Origin of the sequence: Vibrio sp. SCSIO 43137, from assembly GCF_028201475.1 — a bacterium.
In the GTDB taxonomy this organism is placed as follows: domain Bacteria; phylum Pseudomonadota; class Gammaproteobacteria; order Enterobacterales; family Vibrionaceae; genus Vibrio.
This window is the reverse complement of record NZ_CP116383.1, coordinates 2,419,117-2,437,333: the sequence shown is the minus strand read 5'-3', so window position 1 is coordinate 2,437,333 and position 18,217 is coordinate 2,419,117. Positions and strand designations below refer to the sequence as shown.

15 protein-coding genes are annotated in these 18,217 nt (G+C 44.6%); 9 read left to right on the top strand and 6 right to left on the bottom strand.

From position 1 onward, the window contains the following. Window positions 1-45: 45 nt before the first annotated feature. Entirely contained in the window at window positions 46-801 is a 756-nt protein-coding gene (locus PK654_RS11325; RefSeq protein ID WP_271695899.1) for an MlaA family lipoprotein, read from the top strand. Between the two features lie 85 nt (window positions 802-886). Here the strand turns inward: PK654_RS11325 and PK654_RS11320 are convergent, their stop codons facing one another. The 4 genes from PK654_RS11320 to PK654_RS11305 all read right to left on the bottom strand — a co-directional run bounded on the left by PK654_RS11320 (window position 887) and on the right by PK654_RS11305 (window position 5,165). Then, a complete protein-coding gene (locus PK654_RS11320) occupies window positions 887-2,167 on the bottom strand; it encodes an outer membrane protein transport protein (protein WP_271695898.1) in 1,281 nt (426 codons plus the stop codon). 308 nt (window positions 2,168-2,475) lie between these two features. Further along, window positions 2,476-3,705, bottom strand: coding sequence for an outer membrane protein transport protein (locus PK654_RS11315; RefSeq protein WP_271698862.1), 1,230 nt, complete (start codon window positions 3,703-3,705; stop codon window positions 2,476-2,478). A 244-nt stretch (window positions 3,706-3,949) separates the two neighbouring features. Beyond that, a complete protein-coding gene (locus PK654_RS11310) occupies window positions 3,950-4,666 on the bottom strand; it encodes a DUF3379 family protein (protein WP_271695897.1) in 717 nt (238 codons plus the stop codon). Then, entirely contained in the window at window positions 4,659-5,165 is a 507-nt protein-coding gene (locus PK654_RS11305; RefSeq protein ID WP_271698861.1) for a sigma-70 family RNA polymerase sigma factor, read from the bottom strand. Before PK654_RS11305 ends, PK654_RS11310 begins: the two co-directional genes overlap by 8 nt. A gap of 535 nt (window positions 5,166-5,700) precedes the next feature. Here PK654_RS11305 and fadI point away from each other — a divergent pair. Both fadI and fadJ read left to right on the top strand, forming a co-directional pair. Further along, window positions 5,701-7,008, top strand: coding sequence for an acetyl-CoA C-acyltransferase FadI (fadI, locus tag PK654_RS11300; RefSeq protein WP_271695896.1), 1,308 nt, complete (start codon window positions 5,701-5,703; stop codon window positions 7,006-7,008). Beyond that, window positions 7,008-9,119: a fatty acid oxidation complex subunit alpha FadJ gene (gene fadJ, locus PK654_RS11295; protein ID WP_271695895.1), complete on the top strand. Its 2,112-nt coding sequence runs from the start codon at window positions 7,008-7,010 to the stop codon at window positions 9,117-9,119. Before fadI ends, fadJ begins: the two co-directional genes overlap by 1 nt. 77 nt (window positions 9,120-9,196) lie before the next feature. Here the strand turns inward: fadJ and PK654_RS11290 are convergent, their stop codons facing one another. Continuing rightward, window positions 9,197-11,974 (bottom strand): insulinase family protein, encoded by a 2,778-nt coding sequence (locus PK654_RS11290; protein ID WP_271695894.1) that lies wholly within the window; start codon window positions 11,972-11,974, stop codon window positions 9,197-9,199. 609 nt (window positions 11,975-12,583) lie between these two features. On the opposite strand from PK654_RS11290, the gene sixA reads away from it, so the two are divergent. Continuing rightward, the gene (sixA, locus tag PK654_RS11285; RefSeq protein WP_271695893.1) at window positions 12,584-13,054 is read left to right on the top strand and encodes a phosphohistidine phosphatase SixA; all 471 of its coding nucleotides are present in this window, start codon (window positions 12,584-12,586) and stop codon (window positions 13,052-13,054) included. Between the two features lie 23 nt (window positions 13,055-13,077). Here the strand turns inward: sixA and smrB are convergent, their stop codons facing one another. Further along, window positions 13,078-13,608 (bottom strand): endonuclease SmrB, encoded by a 531-nt coding sequence (smrB, locus tag PK654_RS11280; protein ID WP_271695892.1) that lies wholly within the window; start codon window positions 13,606-13,608, stop codon window positions 13,078-13,080. Window positions 13,609-13,661: 53 nt separating this feature from the next. Between smrB and prmB the strand changes: the two genes are divergently transcribed. From prmB to PK654_RS11255, 5 genes are all read left to right on the top strand, one after another. After that, complete coding sequence (prmB, locus tag PK654_RS11275) at window positions 13,662-14,597, top strand: 50S ribosomal protein L3 N(5)-glutamine methyltransferase (protein WP_271695891.1); 936 nt, start codon at window positions 13,662-13,664, stop codon at window positions 14,595-14,597. Window positions 14,598-14,755: 158 nt separating this feature from the next. After that, window positions 14,756-15,844 (top strand): chorismate synthase, encoded by a 1,089-nt coding sequence (aroC, locus tag PK654_RS11270; protein ID WP_271695890.1) that lies wholly within the window; start codon window positions 14,756-14,758, stop codon window positions 15,842-15,844. Window positions 15,845-15,889: 45 nt separating this feature from the next. Further along, window positions 15,890-16,420, top strand: a complete 531-nt coding sequence (locus tag PK654_RS11265) for an elongation factor P hydroxylase (protein ID WP_271698860.1) — start codon at window positions 15,890-15,892, stop codon at window positions 16,418-16,420. A 9-nt stretch (window positions 16,421-16,429) separates the two neighbouring features. Continuing rightward, window positions 16,430-16,693 carry a YfcL family protein gene (locus tag PK654_RS11260; protein ID WP_271695889.1) on the top strand — a complete coding sequence of 88 codons (264 nt, stop codon included), beginning with the start codon at window positions 16,430-16,432 and terminating at the stop codon, window positions 16,691-16,693. 136 nt (window positions 16,694-16,829) lie between these two features. Beyond that, window positions 16,830-18,047: a GGDEF domain-containing protein gene (locus PK654_RS11255; RefSeq protein WP_271695888.1), complete on the top strand. Its 1,218-nt coding sequence runs from the start codon at window positions 16,830-16,832 to the stop codon at window positions 18,045-18,047. The last annotated feature ends 170 nt before the right edge of the window (window positions 18,048-18,217 follow it).

Below are 18,217 nucleotides of genomic sequence, written 5' to 3'. Positions count from 1 at the left end.
GGCTGGTTTATCCAGCCTTTATTTTTCTTATGGATAAGTTTTTCGATGACTGTTAGCCGTTTAAAACCTTTATTTTCTTTGCTGCTTGCAATGGCCGTTGTGGGTTGTTCATCTGTCCCGGACAACGAAACTGATGTTAATGGACCCAGCGATCCCTTTGAGGGCTTTAACCGCACCATGTGGGACTTTAACTACAACTATCTGGATCCTTATATTGTCCGTCCTGTTTCTCTGGCGTACGTAGATTACACGCCGACCCCCGTGCGTTCCGGTATTTCCAACTTCTTTTCAAACCTCGATGAACCATCCAGTATGGTCAACGATATGTTGATGGGGAATGGTAAGCAGGCGTTAACTCACTTTAACCGTTTCTGGATTAACACTATTTTTGGTATTTTCGGCTTGTTCGATGTTGCTGGTGCGGGTGGTGTGGTAGAGGAAGAGACCCGCTCTTTTAGTGATGTTGTCGGGCACTATGGGGTAGGAAATGGCCCATATGTTGTTCTGCCGGCCTACGGCCCAGCCACAGCAAGAGATGCAACTGATGCGGTAGATACTCTTTATCAGCCACTCTCTTATCTCAACTTCTGGGGCGCATTAAGTAAATGGATTTTTCAGGGAATGGAAAGCCGGGCTGCACTGGTGTCACAGGAGCCTATGCTTGAGGCATCACCTGATTCCTATATTTTTGCCCGTGATGTCTATATTCAACGCCAGAACTTTAAGGCTCAGATTGAAGATGATGAGCAGCCAGACGAGGAAGAAGAGGATTTCTTAGATGACTATCTGGAAAAAGAGTAAAGATTAACAGATAAACAAGAGGGGGCTAACAAGCCCCCTTATTAATTTAAACCTATTACTACTGGTAATAGCATTATCGGATTAATTAAAATTTATAGCTGGCTTGTACACCAAAGATAATTACATTTCCTGATGTTTCACCTTTAAATGTCCCACCGATACCTGCGGCTAGATTGTCAGAGGAATCTCTAGGTTCATCTATACTTGCATCTTTAGCAAAAATATAGGTAAAGCCAGCATCAAGGTTTAATTGTTCGGACCACTGGTAACCAGCCCCCAAGCTTAGCCAAATGCGGTCTGTTTCTGGAATGGTAGCAGAACGATATTTATCGCTAACAGCTGAAGTATCATAAGCCACTCCAGAACGTACTAACCATTTAGAGTTGTACTTATAAGTTGTACCAATGGCAAAACGATAATTGTCTTCCCATTTCTCTTCCTTAACAACGTCTTTCCCAAAGCTACCTAGATTTGCTTCTAATTTTTCAAAGCTACTCCAGTCAGTCCAGTTAAAGCTGGTATGGATAGCAAATTTATCCGTTAGCTGGTGGTATGTAGCAACTTCGGCTGTAGCTGGTAAGGTTAGTGGTAGGCTCCCTGGAACAGTACTGCCTGATGGAGTTACTGACCTGAATCCGATTCCATTTGCTTTACCTTTTAGATTTAAATCTACTTCGGACTTATAGGTAATACCAATACGATGATCTGGATTAATCTGCCATGCTGTACCAATTTGCCAACCCCAGTCAGTGGTATCACCTTCCATATATTTTAGAGTCGAACCACCTATACCAGGAACATGAGATGGCGCTGCTGCACCAAAATGACCTTCTGCAACAATATAACGTATACCACCACCTAAGCTAACGGCTTCGGTAAGCTTATAGCCAAGGTTTAGGTTGGCCTCCATGGTTTTTACTTCAGCTTTATTACCAAAGTGGCTGGCAGCATAGTCAGAACCTAGATCGGTTTTCATTCCATAGTTTGAAGATAGAGCAAAGCCTGCGAAGTACTGATCGTTAAACTGATGAGAAATATAGGCATTAGGAATAACAGCATCATCAGCATAATCATTTGAATCAACGGCATAGCTAGTGCCTTGAGTTACTGTGCCTTTAGCGTCAATATTTGGATCAACATAGATAGCACCTAAAGAAAGCTGAGTGCCCTCAAGGTAAGTTAGCATTGCCGGGTTACGCCATTGTGAGCTGGCATTATCCGCCATTGCAGCTTCACCTGCGTATGCGCGGCCTAGGCCTGTCGCTGAGTATTCTGCAAGCTGAAAGCCTGCTGCAGAGGCACTACCACTTGCTGCCAATAACCCACCTGAAATAGCAAGAGAGATAAGAGTTTTATTCGTTTTCATTATATTGTTCGCTTAATCTTAAATTAATATATGATTTACGGTGCAATATTTTATGATTAGAGTAATTGCTTTAATAATCGAAGCGTTAATATAGCGTGTATTTGGAATTAATTACTTAGATTTGCCGTCTATCTAGTGATTTAAACTGCTTTTGTGGTCTGACCACATAAGATTTCAGCTTACAATTGTGTTGTGAAAAGACTGGAAACAGATACAAGTGTACGCCGAAAACTGAGTGGAATAAGAAAGTAGAATAGCAAAAGGGCCGGAAAACCGGCCCTTTATTACATTATTGCTATAGCAGCTTATTAGAAGCTACGGCTATATTGAAGACCCATCAGGATTGCATCTGCGTGAGTTTTACCCGTCATTGTTGAAGCAACAATATTGGTGTTTGGTAGGTTTGAGCTTTCAGATACGTTAACATCTTGACCTAGCAAATAAGTGAATCCGAAGTCTACGTTTGATTTCTCAGTTAGGTGGTAAGTAAATCCTGCTGAGAACCACTGACGATCTGAATCAGGTACTGAGAAAGAAGTTGTTTTATCCTGAGCTGACTCATCGAACATATAACCAGCACGTAGTGTCCAGTCTTTGTTAAGATAGTAAGTACCGCCTAGAGAGATATGATAGGCATTTTTCCAGTTGTAGTCCTTAAGGGTATTTCCGTTAAGAGTTAGCTTATCGAACGCTTTCCATCCGATATACTGGAAACTATAGTGAACCGCAAAATCAGTATTTTCTAGCTTGTGGAAGCCTGAGAACTCAGCAATATCAGGAAGAGGCAGCTTGATTTTCTGGCTTCCATCTTTGGCTTCGATCGTCGGGCTATAACGATATGCCAGGCCGAAACGGTTATTTTCATCCATTTCATAAACACCACCTACATTAAAGCCTACTCCCCAACCGTCAGCATCTTTGACATCTACTGCGTTTGTTCCACCAAGCTGTACACTACGATCTCTCTTTAGAGTTCCTTTTCCGTAGATGAAGTCCAGTCCGGCGCCAATACTCCACTGTTCATCAATACGATATGATGCAGCTGTACCAATGTTCATACTAACGATTTCAGTTTTGCCACCATACTCTGAACCAACGAAGCTGCTGCTGAAATCAGTACGCGTACCAAAATTAGAATATGCATTAACACCTACAGCCCATTTGTCATCTATAGGTACAATAACGTGGATATTAGGTGCGATTGAAGTTGCACCAGCATCGCTTTCATTGGAGTCGTATGTGCCCGCTCCGGCACCTACATTTACAGTGTATTTAGCATCTTTTACTTTAATTTTTGAAGTAATAGATTCAAAACCCAGTGAAAGAGACGTTTCGTCAAAAAGAGCCATAGCCGCTGAGTTACGGGCCATTACAGATGCGTTATCTGCGATAACAGCATCACCGGCAAATGCACGGCCAAGGCCGGTTGCAGATTGAGCGTTTAACTGGAAGCCGGCAGCTAGAGCTTGCTGAGAGGCAAGAGCGACAGTCGCTGCAATAATCGACTTTTTAAACAGACGCGATTTATTCATTAGTATTTCCCTTTTGTAAAATTCGCCTCTTTGGGCGATAGAATCGAGCTTTTGCTCTGTTTTGTGGCTGATAGTAATTGCTATTATAACGACGAGAAATCCGACCATTAGCTAAAATGCAGAGAAATTAGCAAAACTGGTGGGTATCTTACATGATTGTGGGGTAATTTTGATGGTTTTAGAGTATTGACTCTAAACGGTTGTTTAAAAAATGTTAAAAAGCCCCTATACGGTATAGGGGCTCTATATACTAAAGTATAGGTTTTATGATGGAGGAAAGGTTACTGGCAATTTTATTAATGTTTTCGTCTTTCTCGCCTACCAGAATCATACTTGAGTTCTCAATAGGAACTACCGTCCCTGACATGTTATCTTCATTAAAATCAACGGCTTGCTCTGATTTTATATTGGTAACAAACATGGTGATACGTCCTTTTTCACCCTGAAACACCATATGAAGGGCATTAGAATTTCCGAAACCACAATGGTTTAGATAATAAACATGATATGGAAAACTTTCGGTAAACTCGTAGGCAAATGGCTGTAATTTAGCGTTAACTTGCTTCGAACTTACCTTCTCATCCAGTCGGTTAGTAAAAGGCGACTCATCAATCACATGTTGGACAGCGGTATCCGCCAGGCTGGCATAAGCCGGACTGACAACAAGTGGTGCCCAGTTAATCTGGCCTATTAACACGCCAGCTGCAAATGCTACGGATGCAGCCATTGCCAGCATCTGTTTAGTAAAAGATTTACTCTCCGACTGAGCATTCTGCTTAAACAAGATGCGATCGGCGAGATCGTCCGGAACGTCAACTTTCATTGCTTGTTCAATTTGAGCATCAAGACTCAGAATCTCATCGGCAAATTTGCTATTGGCTTCCGAAAGGTTGATTACGTCATTTATTTCACTGTCGCGATACTTTGGCTCTGAAAGTATTCGACGACGAAATTCTAGATCATCCATTTTTCAGCCCCATGTCGTTTTCTGATGAATCAATCATTTCTTTCAGTTGATTTCTTGCTCTGAATAGTCGTGTCATTACGGTGTTTTTATTGAGATCCAGAATATTACCAATCTCTTCTCCGCTAAACCCACCTACGACCTGCAGAAAAAGTGGCTCTCTGTATTCTACTTCGAGTTTCATTATCTGCGCCTGAATCCATTTTTGCTGGTGATGAGCATCATCACTGACTTTAGCTTCGCTGCCATAGTCATCGATATCTACTAATTCCAGCTGCTTCCTTTCGAATCGTCTTGCATTCTCTCTTCTCAGGATGGTGATAAGCCAGGATTTAGCGGCTTTTTCATCCTGAAGGCTGTCCAGAGATTTCCATGCCCTTAGGCAGGTTTCCTGAACAAGATCTTCGGCTATCGACTTGTCTTTGCATAGCCAATAGGCGTAGCGAAAAAGGTCTTTATGATAAGCACGAACAAGAGATTCGTATTTCCTTTGTTTGTCCATGTCAGAGTTGACCGGACTGTTTGCCTTTTTCTTTCCAAAAAGATTAATTATCGACACATGAGCCTCCGTTTGCCCTTTTGCCGTACATGGTAATGGTAAAATCAACAATAAATTGATCTACTTCAAAATTTTATGTCTGTATCGGGTTATAGTAACCCTGTCATCTGGCTAGCTCTCTGAGCTAGTATGTTGAGCAAGATGACACTTCCTTTTGAAGGCTGACTTTACTTTCTCCTAATCAGGAAACTGATTATTTTCAATTGGCGTAAGTTAATTGTTTTATAAAGATTCCAACCACACCGTATAGTGTGGTTTTTTTTTGCTTATTTTTCTAAGAAATCTAGCATAATTTACACATTTTCCCGCCGACAATCCATACCCATTCAGATGTATAGTACAAGCTAACTATTTCATTCTTTTCTAGTTTTTTCTAAATTAGCGTCTTAAATACCGTAATTTATTAAACGGGCGTTTGAAAATTGTAACATTATCGTTACAATGGTGATGGTCAGACCTCTAAGGCAAAGGAGAAAAAATGAGCAGACAAGACGTCAGGACCGGCTCTGGTGAGCGTATCGCCATTGTGTCCGGTTTGCGCACACCATTTGCGCGCCAAAGTACAGAGTTCAGTAAGGTGCCGGCAGTAGATATGGGCAAGATGGTCGTGAGCGAACTACTGTCACGAACGGATATTGACCCTAAGCTGGTTGAGCAAGTGGTTTACGGGCAGGTGGTGCAAATGCCTGAGGCGCCGAACATCGCCAGAGAGATAGTGCTTGGCACAGGCATGAATGTGGCGACTGATGCCTATAGTGTGACCAGAGCGTGTGCAACCAGTTTTCAGGCTTCAGTAAATGTTGCTGAGAGTATTATGGCCGGAACCATTGATATTGGTATTGCCGGCGGTGCGGACTCTTCGTCTGTGTTGCCTATTGGGGTGTCAAAGAAACTGGCCGCTGGTTTACTGGCGCTGAGCAAAGCGAAAACATTAAGTAAAAAAATCAAAATTGCCCGAAGCTTGTCATTGAAGGATTTGGCGCCAGTTCCTCCTGCCGTAGCAGAGTACTCCACTGGCTTGTCGATGGGTCAAACCGCTGAACAGATGGCTAAAACCTATGCTATTACCCGTCTGCAGCAAGACGAACTCGCTCATCGTTCACACTCGTTAGCATCACAGGCATGGAGAGAGGGCAAGATCCGTGATGAAGTCATGACGGCTTTCCCTGAACCTTATAAGCAGTGGATTGATGAGGACAATAATATCCGCCACGACTCCTCAATTGAGAGTTATGCAAAACTGCGCCCTGCTTTTGACCGCAAGTTCGGTACCGTTACCGCAGCAAATAGTACACCGTTAACCGACGGTGCAGCAGCCGTGTTGATAATGCGTGAAGGAAGAGCGAAAGAACTTGGTTTAGATGTACTGGGTTATATCCGCTCTTACGCATTTTCTGCTAATCAGGTTGAACAAGATATGTTGATGGGCCCTTCTTACGCTACCCCCGTTGCTTTGGACAGAGCTGGAATTACGCTGTCAGATCTGGATCTGATTGAGATGCATGAAGCTTTTGCTGCTCAGACTCTGGCAAATGTAAAAATGTTTGCCAGTGATAAGTTTGCTCAGGAAAAGCTGGGTCGCTCCAAAGCCATCGGCGAAATCGATATGGATAAATTTAACGTTCTGGGCAGTTCAATTGCCTATGGCCACCCGTTCGCGGCCACTGGTGCCAGAATGATGGTACAGACTCTCAGAGAGCTAAAACGTCGCGGAGGCGGTCTGGCACTGAATACAGCTTGTGCAGCCGGTGGGTTGGGGGCAGCAATGGTACTGGAGGTTGAATAATGAGCCAGAGTAAATCACTACAGTTAAATATTGATGATAACAAGATTGGCTGGCTTTCTATTGATGTCAGCGATGAGAAGATGAATGTTCTGCGAGCAGACCTGATTGAAGAGATGGAAGGGCTGCTGGAAGAATTCGAAACGAATGAGCGGGGGATAAAGGGGCTGGTAATTCACTCCGGTAAGGCCGATAACTTTATTGCCGGTGCCGATGTAAAAATGCTGGACGCCTGCCAGTCTGCAGAGGAAGCGGAAGCGCTGGCAGCAAAAGGCCAGCAAGTATTTAACCGGATTTCAGCACTTAAGTTTCCGGTTGTTTCTGCTATTCATGGTGTCTGTCTCGGTGGTGGCCTAGAGTTCGCTTTGGCCTGTGACTATCGTGTTTGTTCTGATGACGATAAAACCCGCTTAGGGTTGCCGGAAGTTCAGCTTGGCTTGTTGCCGGGTTCGGGGGGAACTCAAAGGTTGCCGAGACTGATTGGCTTGCTGCCTTCCTTTGACCTAATTCTGACGGGTAAACAGCTGCGGGCGAAAAAAGCCCTGAAATTAGGGCTGGTAGATGCAAGTGTACCAAACAGTATTCTGCTGGAGATAGCGGCTCAGTTTGCACAAAAGCCTAAACGTAAACTGAAAACCACGGGTAAAGAGAAGCTGATTTCACGAAATGGTCTGGGCAGAAAAGTGATTTTCGATCAGGCTGCCAAGAAAACAGAGCAGAAAACCCGTGGTAACTATCCTGCAACTAAAGCCATTTTAGATGTCATTCGTCACGGTCTGGAAAAAGGGCTGGATAAAGGTCTGGCTTATGAAGCGCAGCAGTTCGGCAAGCTGGTGATGACAACGGAATCTCAGGCGCTGAGATCCATCTTTTTTGCCACCACTGAGATGAAGAAAGATAACGGCTCCGATGCAAAACCAGCGCAGGTTAACCGTGTAGGAGTACTTGGTGGCGGCTTAATGGGCGCCGGTATCAGCCATGTTAGCGTGGCGAAAGCCAAAGTACCGGTTCGTATAAAAGACGTCTCCAATGACGGGGTACTTAATGCCCTGAACTATAACTACAAGCTATTTGAGAAACAGCGCAAGCGTCGCATCCTATCTAAAGCTGGTGTGCAGCAGAAGATGATGCAGCTTTCCGGTGGTACAGACTTTACTACCTATCAATCCGTTGATTTGGTGGTAGAAGCGGTATTCGAAGATCTCGACCTTAAGCAGAAGATGGTCGCAGATATCGAGCAGAATACCGGTAAAGAGACGGTTTTCGCCACAAATACTTCTTCTTTGCCTATTCATAAAATTGCTGAACAGGCAGAGCGTCCTGAGAATGTGGTGGGTCTGCATTATTTTAGCCCGGTAGAGAAAATGCCGTTGGTTGAAGTGATTCCCCATAAAACTACGTCAGATGAGACAATAGCTACCGTAGTTAACTTTGCCCGTAAGCAAGGCAAAACACCTATCGTTGTTAAAGACAGCGCTGGTTTCTATGTCAACCGCATACTCGCACCATATATGAATGAAGCTGCTCGTTTGCTGCTGGCTTCAGAGCCGATAGAAGAGCTGGATAATGCTCTGCTGGATTTCGGTTTTCCGGTCGGTCCGATAACACTACTGGATGAAGTCGGTGTTGATATTGGCGCAAAAATAATACCAATTCTTGTAAATGAACTGGGTGAGCGTTTTCAGGGACCGGATGTATTCGATACCCTGCTAAATGACGGCAGAAAAGGTCGCAAGAGTGGTAAAGGTTTCTACACCTATAAGGGTAAGAAGAAACAGGTAGACAAGTCGGTTTACAAACTGCTGAACCTGGAGCCGGTTGCTTCGCAGGACAAGGAGCAACTTGCCCTGAAGTGTGTTCTTCCTATGCTGAATGAAGCTGTCCGCTGTCTGGATGAGGGTATTATCCGCAGTCCGCGAGACGGAGATATTGGTGCCATCTTTGGTATCGGCTTCCCGCCATTCCTGGGCGGTCCGTTTAAGTATATGGATCAGATAGGTATCAAGGCGCTAGTGGAACTGATGCAGGAGTATGCCCAGAAACATGGCGATCGTTTTGCACCATGTGATGGTTTGCTGACTCGTTACGAGAAAGGCGACTCTTTCTATAAATAGAGGCTTATTGTTAAAGAAAAAGGCCAGTTCAGTGTAATACCTGAGCTGGCCTTTTGTTTAATGGGGCTAAATCAAAACTAGCCGAGTTCGACATCCTTAGGTCTTAACTGAAATTCATCAATACTGCCGATTTCATTCCCTTCAGTAAGGGGGGCAGAGTCCAGATGTTTATTGCCCCTTGAGTGCATAATCAGACGGTTTGCCGTTCTGGGCTTAAGAGTATTAACGACAAAGCGAATCATATCTGCCCGGCTCAGTTGATTAATCTGATCAAGAACCTGCTCACGCTGATCAAAAGTGAGGTCTTTATTGCCGATTGCCACCCAGAAACGTTGAGCCCTGCCCCTGAGATTATTATCAGGCGCGGCGATCTGGTTCCAAAGACCTTGCTTACTGCTGTTCCATTGACTTTCACTCAGCTCCAGCAGCACCAGATAAAAAGCATTCAGAAATTCATCGATGGCCGATAGCAGCTCTTTAGGCGCAGCTTTCGGTGACTGGACATAGAGAATCAGGCCCGGATGGCGGTTGAGAGGCATATTGCCGGTTCCCACCATATAACCGAGTTGCTGTTTGGTTCTGACCTGATTAAAAAATGAGGCAGACATTAAATGGTTAGCCAGCGTATACAGAGCAATACTTTTCGCCTCACAATCGGGAGACTGATAGTAGACAACAATAGCCGAGTCGTCCTGATTGCAGAGCACCTCTCTCTGATAGGTACCTGAGTTGCCCAGCATCACTAAAGGTCGTAATGACTCTTCATACTGCTGGTTCTTAACCCGCATGGCGTCTTTTAGGGTATTTGCCAGTGCAAGGGCATTCTCTCTTTGCCAGTCACCGTAAACAAACATCTCAATATGAAGCTCTGCAATAACGGCATCAACAAATGAAGGCAGCTCGTCGACTTCAATAGACTCCAATGCTTCGATTAATGCCGGATGAGGCGGGTTGTTAGGTTGCAAAATTCCCGTCATGGCATTGAAAAGCTGCGAAATCGGCCTGTCTTTGGCGGCATTTCTCCAGTTTCTCAGCATCTGGTTTTTAATAGTGTTAAACCGCTGTTGGTTAAACTCCCGCGCCGCAAATTGCTCCAGAATCATATTGAGCAGTTCAGGCTGTTTCTGGCTAAAGCCGGAAATAGAGAGGGTAACGCCTCCCTGATGGGCATAGAGGTTATAACCCATACCTGCAATCTCAGCCGGATAGGTTTGCTGGGTCAGGCTGTCGAGGAACATCTCGACACAGAGACGCATCTTAACGATCTTTCTGGCGGTAGAGACCGCATGGGGGCTATCGATAGCAATATAGACCACGCCTTTAGGTACTCTGAACTCAGTTTCTTGCAGGTGCCACAGCCTGAAACCGGGCAACTCTTCAATCAGTTCCGGTGTTTGTGACTCTCTTTCTATCTCTGACGGGTCAAGCTCATAACAGATAAACGGATTTTTTTCTGGCAGTGCCAGTTCTTGATTAGGCTTGGGATTACGCCACATTTGCAGCTGTTGTTCGGTAAACGGCTCAACAGAGTAGGGAGTAAAGTACCATTTAGATGTCTGATTGTATGCCTGACCTTTGGCGATAAAGGTGACGCGCGCATTTTCCGGGACTAGATTCTCAATCAGGGACTTTAACTTCTCCTCGTTATAGTCTGTCATTTTGTAATCGCCGTAGATAACATCCTGTTGAGGGTAATACTGTAGGTTCATCACCAGATGACTGGCCAGATCCATCTGACGCGCTTTTTCCTGAAAGCGGAATGCTGATTCCAGAACGGCTTGTTTTTCCCTGAAGCGCCATTCGTCGAAACCTTGCTGCCGGATCAACTCTATATATTCAAATAGCGCACTGATTATCTCATCACGCTGATTGATACCTTCACAGGTAAGGTTAATGTTGACGGTAAATTCGCGGAAGTTGCTGCCGCTGATCCCGCCACCGGCAGCAAGAGAGGTGATCCAGCCTTTCTCCTTCAGATAGAGCATCAGGCTTCCCTTGCCCTCTGCCCCTATCAAATGGGCGAAATAGGAAAGTGGTTTGCTGCTGTACTCGTTATCCATATTGGGAAACTGGAAAGCGATAATCAGTTTGCGGGTCTCTTTTACCGGCTCTACCGATACGTAGATGGATTTATCATCAGGTCTGAGCAGAGGCTCTGAAATAGCCTTATTGGCCAGCTGCTTGTTCTGTATTGATGCAAAACGGGATAATACCCAGCTCTCTTGTTTATCCAGAACAAACGGGGTAATCAGGGTCAGAGTCATAAGATCAGCAGAATAATGCTGCTGGTAAAACTGAACTATTTCCTGACGAATAGTGCTGTTATTTCTGTCTGCCAGAGTCTCTTTGTTGCCGACAGAAAATTTACTGAAGGGGTGTTTTGGGTTTACCACCTCTTTATGAACCTGATAAAGGCGACGGGTATCGTCATTTAGTTTAAGTTGATACTCGGAATCAACCGCCTGCCGTTCTTTATCCAGAGCTTCAGGGTTAAACAGCGGGGCATTAAAAAACTGACTGAACCTGTCCAGTGCCTGCTCAAAAGCATTGGGAGAAATATCAAAGAAATAGCAGGTGTGTTCTGTGCCTGTCCAGGCGTTATTATGTCCGCCATGCTGGCTGGTAAAATTTTGAAACTCACCTATTTTGGGATACTTGCTGGTGCCTAGAAACAGCATATGCTCAAGGTAGTGAGCCAGACCCTGCCTATCAGCAGGATCATCAAAATGTCCTACATTCACGGCAAGCGCCGCGGCAGCTTTCTGTGCATGATCATCCTGTACGAGCAATACACGCAGACCATTATCCAGTGTCAGGTATCGATAATGGTTAGTGTCGTTGGGGCTTAAATGCACGAGAGGTCTCCAGATAGAGCGTGTAAGTTAATTATGGCTTTGATATTGGTTGCTGCAAATGCTGTCTGGCTGTTTTGCCGGAATATTTTTCCAATCATAGTTTTCACTGGTTACCATTAGGGTAATTAGTCGGTTGAAAACGGCAAAACTGACCTGAACTTATCACGGGACAAACTTTTTTAGATATCAGCTCATTATACTCAAGTGACCTCAAGATACAGGATTCAGAGCTGCATCAAGATGTTCAGTTCAAGGAAGATAACTGTAGGAATGGCACCCCCTTTCAAAGTTATCTGACACAGAAATGGGCATCTTGATGCGCTCCCGAAGGGCGAGTTATATTGGCTCCTGCTCTGTGTTACTGATTCTTACCGTAGAATGACTATGGCTTCAAATCAGTGCCTTGATCAGAAGCCAATATATTCTCGCTGAAAAAGCATCTTGAGGTTACTTGGGTATATAATGCCAGACTTTTTGAGCAAGGTAATTGATATATTTATAATATTTTGCTTTGCTTGATTATATATACCCAAGTGACCTCAAAATCTGTAGGGAGGTTGCTTTGGTATAAAACACAGAAACTGACCTTATTCAATACGGGAAACCATCATGAAAGTGTTTATTATGCGTCACGGAGAAGCGGAGCATTATGCTAATAGTGATGCAGAGAGAGAGTTAACCCAACGTGGTCGTGACCAGTCACTGGCGGTCGCCCGGGCTTGTGAACGGCAAGGGATCAACAAGTTTGATTCAGTGTTGGTTAGCCCTTATATCAGAGCAAGGCAAACCTGGCAGACCATTTCTTCGCTGTTTCAGGTCGAACCTTCAGCTGTTGAAAGTTATGATGAAATTACCCCGTACGGAACCTCAATGGGTGTGTTTCACTATGTGTCAGCCCTGATTCAGTCAAAACAGCTGGAGTCAGTACTGCTGGTATCACATCTGCCTTTAGTGGGTTATCTTACCGCGGAGTTTGTATCAGGTATTACGCCTCCTATGTTTCCCACATCAGGATTGGTCTGTATCGAATATGAGCCTGAACAAATGAAGGGGGAGATGCTCTGGAACATCCACCCTTAACTGAAATCTGGTGACAGAGAAAATTATTTATCCGGGATGGTGAGAAGAACCAGCAAGGCGCCATCTCCGCCAAACTCCAGCGGTGCCTGATGATAAGCCATAACATCCGGATGCTGAGCCAGCCAGACAGGAACTTTCTGCTTAAGGATGTGTTTACCTATGCCATGCATAACGCAAGCGCAATGAACATTCTCCCGGATACAGTGGGCTATCATGGCCGCCAGTTCTGCTTTGGCTTCCTGTTGTGTCATACCATGCATATCAAGATAAACATCTGGGACATAAACACCGCGACGTAATCTTTTTACTTCGTATTTAGACACATCGCTTCTGGCGTAGCGGGTAGGCCCTTCTTCCTCAAGGTGAGGAATAAACTCATCAGAGAAGAAAAACTCGTTATCTTTAGCCTCGCGCACAAAACGTTGAGTATCTTTTTGCTTAATCTCTCTTTTTGGCTTGGGGATTATGGTATCCTGTCGCAACTTTTTTATGCCCTTAACCGCATCTTGGAACAAGGAAAAGTCGTCATCAAGGTTTTTGTCTTTGTTGCTCATAATTACTCATTCTTTGCCTGATGCCGGTATTGTAGCGCTTTTTGGAGATAGTTTTGGATAAGATTTTTGTAGATGAAGTGGTTTCAGAGTTATCAACCCTTCAGGATATGCTTCGTTGGACGGTGAGTCGGTTTAATGCTGCAGGCTTGTTTTATGGCCACGGTTCCGATAACTCATGGGATGAAGCGGTTCAACTGGTCTTGCCGACAATCTACCTGCCGATCGATGTACCATCCCATGTACTAAACTCCCGCTTAACCACTTCTGAACGAAATCGTATCGTTACCCGGGTAGTAAAACGAATTAATGACAAGATTCCGACGGCTTATCTGACCAACAAGGCTTGGTTCTGTGGTCTGGAGTTCTTTGTTGATGAAAGAGTGCTGGTGCCTCGCTCACCGATTGGTGAACTGATTGAAGCTCAGTTCCAGCCATGGCTGACAGAAGAACCTATGCGTGTGATGGATCTATGTACCGGTAGTGGTTGTATTGCCATTGCTTGTGCCCATGCGTTTCCTGAAGCTGAGGTGGATGCTATTGATATTTCCAGTGGTGCTCTGGAAGTGGCTGAGCAGAATATTCAGGATCACGGAATGGAGCAACAAGTGTTCCCAATCCGTTCTGATCTGTTCCGCGATCTGCCTAAGCAAGATAAGTATGACCTGATTGTGACTAACCCGCCTTATGTTGATCAGGAAGATATGGACAGCCTGCCGGAAGAGTTTACCCATGAGCCTGAATTAGGCTTAGCTGCCGGTTCTGACGGACTAAAACTGGTTCGTCGTATTCTGGCAAATGCGCCGCACTACCTGAATGAGAACGGTATTTTGATTTGTGAAGTGGGTAATTCCATGGTGCATATGATGGAACAGTATCCTGATATTCCGTTTACATGGATTGATTTTGAGAATGGCGGTCACGGGGTATTTATGCTGACCCGTGAGCAGTTAGTTGCCTGTGCTGATGAATTTAGTCTCTATATTGACTAGTACATACAGGTAGATAAATCGATAAGACTATTCAGGGCCGGAATTTCTCCGGCCTTTTTTATTGGCAAACTATTTACATCGTTCGCGGATAAAGCGAATATGAAAACACTAACAACAGATTAAGTACCTCTCAGAGCGCAGAGGACAACGAGGAATTAATGGCAGGAAATAGTATTGGTCAGCACTTTCGGGTAACCACCTTTGGAGAGAGTCACGGAATCGCCTTAGGGTGTATTGTTGATGGTTGTCCTCCGGGGTTAGCAATCACGGAAGCTGATCTGCAAAAGGATTTGGATCGTCGTCGTCCGGGAACATCACGTTACACCACCGCCCGCAGAGAACCTGATGAGGTGAAAATTCTGTCAGGTGTATTTGAAGGTCAAACAACCGGTACCTCTATTGGCCTTTTGATCGAAAATACCGATCAAAGGTCAAAAGATTATTCTGAGATAAAAGACAAGTTCCGTCCTGGTCACGCAGACTACACCTATCATCAGAAATATGGTGTAAGGGATTACCGGGGGGGAGGCCGCTCTTCTGCCCGTGAAACTGCTATGCGGGTTGCGGCTGGTGCTATTGCGAAAAAGTACCTTCTTCAGGAATTTGGTATCGAAATTCGTGCTTATCTATCACAAATGGGTGATGTGAAAATCGATAAAGTTGATTGGAATGAGATTGAAAACAACCCATTTTTCTCCCCTGATGCCGATAAAGTGGCTGAATTTGACCAGTTAATCCGTGATCTTAAGAAAGAGGGCGACTCGGTTGGTGCCAAACTTCAGGTTGTAGCGACTCATGTTCCGGTTGGATTAGGTGAGCCTGTATTTGATCGTCTTGATGCGGATATTGCTCATGCTTTGATGAGCATCAATGCGGTGAAGGGGGTTGAGATAGGTGACGGATTTGATGTTGTTGCCCAGAAGGGCAGTGAACATCGCGATCCTCTTACACCGGAAGGTTTTAAATCAAACCATGCTGGTGGCATTTTAGGAGGTATCTCCACCGGACAGGAGATTGTTGCTAATATTGCACTTAAACCTACTTCTAGTATCACAGTACCGGGTGAGACCATAACCAAAGAGGGTGAGCCTACCCAGCTTATTACTAAAGGTCGTCATGACCCTTGTGTCGGAATTCGTGCTGTGCCCATTGCCGAGGCTATGCTCGCTATTGTACTAATGGACCATCTGCTTCGTCATCGCGGGCAGAACTTTGCAGTGAAAACCGATACACCGGAAATTGAATAAACCTTGTAGCCGCCTCAGGGCGGCTCTTTTGACTCTGCCCATATGATGAAACACCACTATCAGGATTTAATTACTCTCTTTAACCAGTCATTTTCAGAGGACTTTAATACCCGTCTTGAGTTAGGCGGAGATGAACCTGTCTACTTGCCGGCTGATCAAGAGCATAGTTACCACCGAATTATCTTTGCCCGTGGTTTTTATGCTTCGGCATTGCATGAGATAGCCCATTGGTGTGTGGCTGGCCCGCAAAGAAGGTTACTGGAAGATTTCGGTTATTGGTATGAGTCCGATGGTCGTAGTGCTGAAGTTCAGAAAGAGTTTGAACAGGTGGAAGTTCGTCCTCAGGCTTATGAGTGGATATTTTCAGTTAGCGCCGGCTTCCCATTTTCGGTAAGTTGTGACAATCTTCATGGCGATTTTGAGCCCGATCGGCTGGCCTTTATGCAAAGGGTCTATAAAGAAGTGTCAGATATTCTGCTTCAGGGTTTACCGCCCCGTGTGAAAACGTTTAGTGAAATACTCAGACAGTACTACCAAACCGCAGAACTAAACCTTGAACAGTTCGAAGTAAAATAGAGAGAAAGTATGATTTTACAATACGAAGAGAAGCTACTGGATAAAATCGATGCATCTGTAGCAACGGCATCGGATGATGAACTGTTTGCCGGAGGTTATTTAAGAGGGCATATCTCTTTAGCCGCCGCAGACTGTGAATCTGAAGGAGTCAGTGATATTGAAGTGATGAAAGCCCGGGTTGAAGCAAGCCTGGAAGAAGCCCGCTCAGAGCTGTCGCCAGCCGACCGAATCATTGTTTCTGAGCTTTGGTCTGAGCTGAAAACAATAAAATAAGCTTAAAAAGAAATAATAGAAATTTGATCTTGCTTCCATTTAATAACTTGATCTATCCGGCAGAATAAAATGCAGAGTTAGGTATTATAACGCTCTTAAATTTGTTGTATTAAGGGTTGTTATGGATGCATTTGACATGAAAACAGCGGTAGTTGTTTTCGTTTTTGTTGAATACATCAGTATTTACGTGCTTGCGATTTCCTGGTGGCAGAACAAAGGACGATTCTCCGGTATCGGCCTTTTTTGTGCAGGATTTTCGGTCATTGCACTAGGGATGACCCTTGCTTTATCTGGTGATTTGCTGCCGGTTGCCATTAGTGTTGTTGTTGCTAACCTGATGGTGTTTTTCGGTCATGTGCTGCTTCTTTTCGGCTTTAGTGCTTTCCTTAAAATCCATACTAACAAGTTTATCTACTATATAGCGGCTATTCTGTATGGCTTGGTGTATGGCTACTTTACTCTTATAGAGCCAAATGTTGCAGTTCGTATCATGCTGTTTAGTGCAGCAGCACTTATCGTTAATATCAGTATGCTCTATCTGCTCTGCTTCAGGGCGAAAAAGGACGATAGTCACAACCTGTCCAGCGTTGCTATTGCTATTGTTATGCAGTGTTTTGTATTTGCTATCAGATTTATTTATGCCGTTTACGACTATTCAGAACTGGCACAAACCAATCTCACCTATCTTGAGCTCTCTTCTTATGAAGCCATATTTATTATGGCTACCATTATTACTACTGTGCTGTTTGTGTTTTCTCTGGAGTTAATGATTAACGGACGCCTATTTAAACTGACAGAAGAGCGTGCTGCCATACAGAAAGAGTTGCTGGCGGAAACGGAGAAGTTGGCATCAACTGACAGCCTGACCAATCTGTATAACCGGAGAAAAATTGAGTCCTCTATACATCAGGAGTTTACCCGCACCACAAGATGCGGCGGATATTTTTCGGTTGTTCTCTGTGATCTGGATAACTTTAAGGCAACCAATGATAAGTATGGTCACGATATCGGCGATAAGGCATTGGTCGAGGTGGCTAATATCCTGACTGATATTATCGGCAGGGCAGGCAAAGTAGGGCGTTGGGGTGGCGAAGAGTTTATGGTACTGCTGCCTAAATTATCCCTGAGGGAAGCGATTCAGGTGGCGGGCAGTATTCAGACCTATCTGGATAGTTATCAGCCGAAGTATGCGGAAAGTGAGAAACTTACAATGAGCTTTGGTGTGGCTGACAATCACTTCAGCCATAAATGTTATCAGGAGATGGTTAAGCAGGCGGATAAGGCACTTTATCGCGCTAAAGATAACGGACGAAACCGGGTGGAGTATAGTCAGATGGAGCCTGTCACCACCTGATCAATTACTTGGATAGGCAAATTATCTGTTACATTGTGTTAATTAACGTCTTCTGTATACATATCACTTTGGCAGATATCGAACACAAACACGCATAAACCCCTCCGTGGGGCTCCGCCGCGCCATCCCTGTCGCGGAGGGTTTGCTTATCGATATCTGCCAGATGACTA